The 6,003-nt window shown below is 38.1% G+C and carries 5 protein-coding genes; 3 read left to right on the top strand and 2 right to left on the bottom strand.

Features of this window, described 5'->3' with window-relative positions; all coding sequences use genetic code 11:
* Positions 1-124: 124 nt before the first annotated feature.
* The 3 genes from NPY00_RS06180 to NPY00_RS06170 all read left to right on the top strand — a co-directional run bounded on the left by NPY00_RS06180 (position 125) and on the right by NPY00_RS06170 (position 3,359).
* Positions 125-529: a Fur family transcriptional regulator gene (locus NPY00_RS06180; RefSeq protein WP_269021211.1), complete on the top strand. Its 405-nt coding sequence runs from the start codon at positions 125-127 to the stop codon at positions 527-529.
* A 160-nt stretch (positions 530-689) separates the two neighbouring features.
* Complete coding sequence (locus tag NPY00_RS06175; protein WP_269021210.1) at positions 690-1,760, top strand: HlyD family secretion protein; 1,071 nt, start codon at positions 690-692, stop codon at positions 1,758-1,760.
* A gap of 33 nt (positions 1,761-1,793) precedes the next feature.
* Positions 1,794-3,359, top strand: coding sequence for a DHA2 family efflux MFS transporter permease subunit (locus NPY00_RS06170; protein WP_269021209.1), 1,566 nt, complete (start codon positions 1,794-1,796; stop codon positions 3,357-3,359).
* A gap of 242 nt (positions 3,360-3,601) precedes the next feature.
* Here the strand turns inward: NPY00_RS06170 and NPY00_RS06165 are convergent, their stop codons facing one another.
* Together NPY00_RS06165 and NPY00_RS06160 are read right to left on the bottom strand one after the other, a co-directional pair.
* The gene (locus tag NPY00_RS06165) at positions 3,602-4,186 is read right to left on the bottom strand and encodes a GNAT family N-acetyltransferase (protein ID WP_269021208.1); all 585 of its coding nucleotides are present in this window, start codon (positions 4,184-4,186) and stop codon (positions 3,602-3,604) included.
* Positions 4,187-4,237: 51 nt separating this feature from the next.
* A complete protein-coding gene (locus tag NPY00_RS06160; protein ID WP_269021207.1) occupies positions 4,238-5,371 on the bottom strand; it encodes a type III PLP-dependent enzyme in 1,134 nt (377 codons plus the stop codon).
* Positions 5,372-6,003 lie beyond the last annotated feature (632 nt).

The raw sequence follows: 6,003 nt of genomic DNA, 5'->3' as shown, positions 1-6,003 counted from the left end.
AATTTTATGTTTTATTGAGAAATAAAAATGCGCCTTACATAGGTATCATTTTGAATTATAAACACCATTGCACAAATATTCTATACGCTCTATGCTGCATTACATGCTAAAAAGGAAGGTATCAATGCCATCTAAACTTACGCGTAACCAAATGTTAGTTCTGGATATTTTAAAAAATTCGCAAGGCCCTTTAAGTGCTTATGCAATTCTTAATCGTTTGCGTGAAGAAGGGCTTCGTTCTCCTCTACAAGTTTATCGTGCATTAGAAAAGCTCATCCAACTCAAGTGCGTACATCGTCTTGAAAGTGTTAATGCTTTCATGGCCTGTTCATATCCTAATCATTGTCAACACGAACTAACAACTTTTGCAATTTGTGATAACTGTGGAAAAGTCAATGAAATACAAAATAAAAAAATTGTACACGATATTAGAAAAATAACACAAAATATTGATTTTCAATCCTATAAAAGCACAATAGAAATACGAGGAACCTGTAAAGAATGCTTCATAAAAAGTAATGCAGAATAAAATAATTATCTACACTTGCAAGTATGGAAGTTTAATATTATGCATCGCTACTTTACTTGTCATCTCAAATAACGTGTATCACAATCAAAGATCATAAAGCGTTTTTACGTAAAAATGATAATAAATTTCTATTATAAATGTAATTGGAAGTATAAAACCTATGTCTATCCCTGAGACAATTTTTTCAAAAGATATAAAACACAAAAAAATAATAAGCATTCTTCTAATAATTAGTGCGTTATTTGCATTATTTTTAAGCTATAAATGGCTCACGCTTTGGCGTTATATGATTACGACAGACGATGCTTATGTACAAGGTGATATCACCACAATTGCTCCTAAATTAAATGGATATATCGAAGAAATTTTTATTAACGCAAACCAAACTGTTAAAAAAAATGATATTTTATTTCGTCTTGACGATGGTGATTATCAAATTGCTCTAAATCAAGCCAATGCACGTCTTGAAACACAGGAAAAAACGCTTATACGGATTGATGCACAAATCGCAGCTGCACGCAGCTCCCTAGATGATGCTCAAGCACAAAAAATAGCTGCTGAAGCAATTGCAACCAATGCACAGCTAACCTTCAAACGCACCACAGAGCTTAAAGAAAATCGTTATGTTTCTCAAGCCAATCTTGATAATGCTCAATCTTCTTATGAGCAGGCCGCAGCTAATGTCACACGTGCAGATGCTCATATTGCCGCAGCACAGGCCAATATTCAAGTGTTAGAAGCACAACGAAACGAAACCGTCAGTCAAACGAAGAGTCTCGAGCTGATGCGCGATAAAGCACAGCGTGATCTCGATGCAACTATTCTCCGTGCACCATTTGATGGGGTTATCGGAAATTTAACTGCAAAAGTCGGTGATTTTGTTGCTAATGGCCAACATCTTGCATCCTTAGTTCCTGTTCACGCACTTTATATTGAAGCAAATTATAAAGAAACACAGTTACAAAATATTTATAGTGGGCAAACAGCTTATATTTCTATTGATGCGTTTAAAAATGATGCATTTGAAGGCAAGGTTCTTTCTGTTGCACCAGCTACAGGAGCTGTTTTTTCTCTCTTGCCTCCACAAAATGCGACGGGCAATTTTACTAAAATTACCCAACGTGTTCCAGTAAGAATTTCAATTCCTGAAAATGCGTTAAAAAACGGAAGGATTCGAGCAGGAATGAGTGTATCCGTAAAAATCAATACACGCACAAAACCAAAGCAATAAAAATCTTTTATAACTAAAACGAAGAATTCTGCCATGAATAATCCCGCGTCTGCACCCTCTCAAGAACGGATAGGAATAGGAAGAATCATCGCTTTCATTGCTATGACGTTCGGTATGTTCATGGCTATTTTAGATATCCAAATCGTTTCTTCATCTTTAGCCGAGATTCAAGCTGGACTATCAGCAAGTTCACATGAAATTTCACGCGTTCAAACCGCCTATCTTATTGCAGAGGTCATTATGTTGCCCCTCTCTGGTTTCTTGGGGCGTTTACTGTCAACACGAATTTTATTTAGTGTTTCAGCAGCAGGTTTTACATTGGCATCCATTCTTTGCGCAACGGCCACATCTATTGATCAAATGACTATTTATCGAGCGCTCCAAGGATTCATTGGAGGTGGTATTATTCCCAGTGTCTTTGTGGCATCTTACACGATCTTTCCTCCTTCTAAGCGTCCAATTGTTACACCTATCGTAGGATTAGTAGCAACATTAGCCCCCACCATTGGTCCAACCGTAGGAGGTTATCTGAGCCATCTTTTCTCATGGCATTGGCTTTTTCTCATTAATGTGCCTTTTGGAATCATCATCTCAATTATCGCTTGGAAATTAATTGATTTTGATAAAGCAGAACCTTCTTTACTTGCTAAATTTGATTGGTGGGGACTTATCTTTATGGCCATCTTCCTTGGAACCCTAGAGTATATTCTAGAAGAAGGAACGAGTCGCGATTGGTTAAATGATAATCTCATCTTGAATCTGTTCATTATTATGCTTGTATCGGCAATGATATTCTTTTGGCGCGTTTTTACTGTTGAAGAACCAATTGTTGATCTTTCCGCTTTTTCTGATCGCAATTTTTCAATCGCATCCATCTTTTCTTTTATGCTCGGGATAGGTCTTTATGGACTCACCTATCTCTACCCTGTCTATTTAGCTCAAATCCGCCATTATGATGCACTTATGATTGGAGAAACGCTCTTCTTATCTGGCATGGCTATGTTTTTAACCGCACCAATAGCAGGATTCCTGTCAGCACGTATGGATCCACGTCTTATGATCGCCATAGGTGCTGCTTTCTTTGCATGGGGAACTTGGTTAGCAACTTTTGTGACAGATAACTGGGATTTTTGGGAGCTTTTTTGGACACAAGTTTTCCGTGGAAGCTCTATTATGCTGTGTATGGTTCCTATCAATAATATTGCGTTAGGATCATTGCCTCCAGAAAAAATGAAAAATGCTTCTGGGCTTTTTAATCTGACACGAAATCTCGGTGGCGCAGTAGGATTGGCAATCATCAACACTATTCTCACACAACGCTCTGATCTTCACTATGAAAGAATAGCTGAAACTGTTCAAAAAGGAACGCGTTATGCAACTGAAATGATTGCAAATCTCACAGCATATTTCAGTTCTTCTACGTTCGATCCCCATAGTCTTGCTTTACTTCAACTTGTTAATATGGTGCGCATGCAAGCAATGGTCATGGCTTTCAGTGACGTTTTCTTTATATTGACCGTTATTTTTACAATCTTAACATTTTCTGTCATGTTACTTAAAAAAGCACCACCATCAACTGATTCTCCTTCCATCCATTGATGAAGGGCATCAGTGATAGAATAAACTGTTTTTAATGATCAAAATTCAAAAGAAAAAACAGCTTATCGTTTCAAGGCAATTTTAAAATATTAGCTATTGCAGAGAAGATTCGATTAAAAAGAGATTTTAGCACACTCTTTATTTCATATATGGGCGAATTTTCCAGACTGTGGAAATACAATAAAAAAGCAGCGCTTGAAATATTCGATGCGCTGCCATTGCGTGCAAAAGCAAAACAATTTTTAAGCAACTTTATGACGCTGAAAACGACTCTGACGTTTTAACTTTCCACTTGGAATCAAAACACCATGACATGCGCTAAGATGTCCAGAAATAAGCTCCAATGCTTGAAAACGATGCTTCTCATAAGGACCAGGCATGGCTAAGTTTTTTGTTAAATCACTTGAAAAACCAAAACGCTGATAAAATTCAGGATCACCAACAAGCAAAATAGCACCATGACCAAGCTCTTTCGCCATTGCAATGGCATGCCGCATTAAAAGTGACCCTATTCCGATACCAGAACATTCAGGAGACACAGCAAGAGGACCTAAAAACAAAGAATGTTGGATTCCATCTTGACCTTTTCTGCATGTAACGTGCCAAAGACGCACACTACCAACAAGCTCTCCAAACGGATTTTTAACAACAAAAGAAAGCCCGCAAGCTGCTAACCGACCACGACGCAAAGTTTCTGAAGACTTACGCTTTCGCCCCTTTCCCATTGCCAAATCAAGCAAATATTCCCGACAAGACTTATCTGCTTCTTTCTCAGACGAAAGTGTAAAAAATGAACCATCTTTTGTTTGAAAATTAATTGTATTCATCTCTGTCATATCTTTCTACGCATCTTAATCTTTACAAAAGAAACAAAAAAATTAGATCACATAAGATCGTAAAGGCTCAAAACCATTAAATGCAACAGATGCATAAGTTGTTGTGTAAGCACCAGTGCCATGGATCAATATTTCATCTCCAACTGTTAAAGACAGAGGTAAAAGATAAGGCGTTTTTTCATACATAACATCCACAGAATCACATGTTGGCCCCGCTAAAATACAAGGTTCCATCACTTGATCATCATAAGCGGTTTCAATAGGATAACGAATAGCTTCATCCATCGTCTCAGCAAGCCCATTAAATTTACCAATATCAAGATAGACCCAACGCATAGAACCATTCTTTTCTTTTTTGGAAATAAGAACCACTTCTGTGCGAATAACACCAGCATTCCCCACCATCGCACGGCCTGGCTCAATAATCGTTTCAGGAATATGATTCCCAAAATGTTTTTTTAATGAATCAAAAATTACAGCACCGTAAGCTTGTGTCGTGGGAACATCCTTCAAATACCGTGTTGGAAAACCGCCTCCCATATTAACTAACTTCAACAGAATTCCTTCTTTTTCTAAAGTTTCAAAAATAAGAGCAGCATCTGATAAAGCGTAATCCCATGCATTCAAATCTGTCTGCTGAGAACCAACATGAAAAGAAACACCATATGCTTGCAAGCCTAATTGGTGCGCACGACGTAATACATCAATTGCCATTTCGGGAACACAACCAAACTTACGAGATAATGGCCATTCCGCTCCCTGACCACTAGTAAGAACTCTGCAAAACACGCGACTTCCTGGTGCAGCACGAGCAACTTTTTCAACTTCCTCAATACAATCAACTGCATAAAGCGAAATACCAAAAGAATAGGCACGCGCAATATCACGCTCTTTCTTAATAGTATTCCCAAAAGAAATGCGTTCAGCCGTTGCGCCTGCTTTTAAAGCCATTTCAATTTCTGCAACAGAAGCCGCATCAAAAGAAGATCCTAATGAAGCAAGTAGATGCAAAATTTCAGGCGCTGGATTAGCTTTGATAGCGTAAAAAATACGTGATTGTGGAAATGCTTTTTCAAAGTTTAAATAATTTTCGCGGACAACATCAAGGTCAACAACCAAACATGGGCCTTCAGAACGATGTGTTGCAAGGAAATCGCGAATACGTTGCGTCGCCATGTGCAATTCTCCTTTTAAGGGAGAAAAAATTCTCCACTTTATGCTATTGGACAGAAAAAACTGCCAAAAGCCAAAGACAAAACGCATACAACAAACATCCTTACCCCAATTATCAACATAATTAGGAAAGAATCTGCATTGCATACAGCAAAAGAACAGCGCGAAAATCGCATTGTTCCGATTTATCTGCCTTTTTGATTGGAGATGAAAAACCACTTCCGCACTGAAGGCAATGAGGTGTGCCTCTATAGTTATCCCAGCTTTTGGACTGCTGGAAGACACCAGAAAGGCCCGCACCGTCGTTGCTTCAAGATGTCCTCATCCTTTTGGTTGGCCATAAGAATGACTGGAGCGGTTAGTTCCAGGTACCGTACCGGTTAATCTCACCATTTGAGAACCAGCGGACACCCACAGGCACGTGCGACTTTGGGCAATGTTTTATATAAGGTGAATTCTTTTTCATTTCAACCATTTTTTTACTCTAAACACAAAAAGTGTAAAAAGACAAACGGTGAGTAAAACTCAAAAGCGTTTATTTTTTACAAATTAAAAAAAGATAAGAAGAAAAGCTCTTTCAAAAAAGCTCACATCAAAAAACATCAATTCTCAAAACAATGAGCTTATACCCCATT

This window comes from Bartonella sp. F02 (genome assembly GCF_026929975.1).
Lineage (GTDB): Bacteria > Pseudomonadota > Alphaproteobacteria > Rhizobiales > Rhizobiaceae > Bartonella.
The sequence above is the reverse complement of the archived record's forward strand: the minus strand, read 5'-3'. Positions and strand labels throughout refer to the sequence as shown.

What these genes read in the sequence shown, in the direction of transcription:
- NPY00_RS06180 (WP_269021211.1), top strand. Translation starts at nt 125, where the DNA reads ATGCCATCTAAACTTACGCGTAACCAAATGTTAGTTCTGGATATTTTA.
- NPY00_RS06175 (WP_269021210.1), top strand. Translation starts at nt 690, where the DNA reads ATGTCTATCCCTGAGACAATTTTTTCAAAAGATATAAAACACAAAAAA.
- NPY00_RS06160 (WP_269021207.1), bottom strand. Translation starts at nt 5,371, where the DNA reads ATGGCGACGCAACGTATTCGCGATTTCCTTGCAACACATCGTTCTGAA.
- NPY00_RS06165 (WP_269021208.1), bottom strand. Translation starts at nt 4,186, where the DNA reads ATGAATACAATTAATTTTCAAACAAAAGATGGTTCATTTTTTACACTT.
- NPY00_RS06170 (WP_269021209.1), top strand. Translation starts at nt 1,794, where the DNA reads ATGAATAATCCCGCGTCTGCACCCTCTCAAGAACGGATAGGAATAGGA.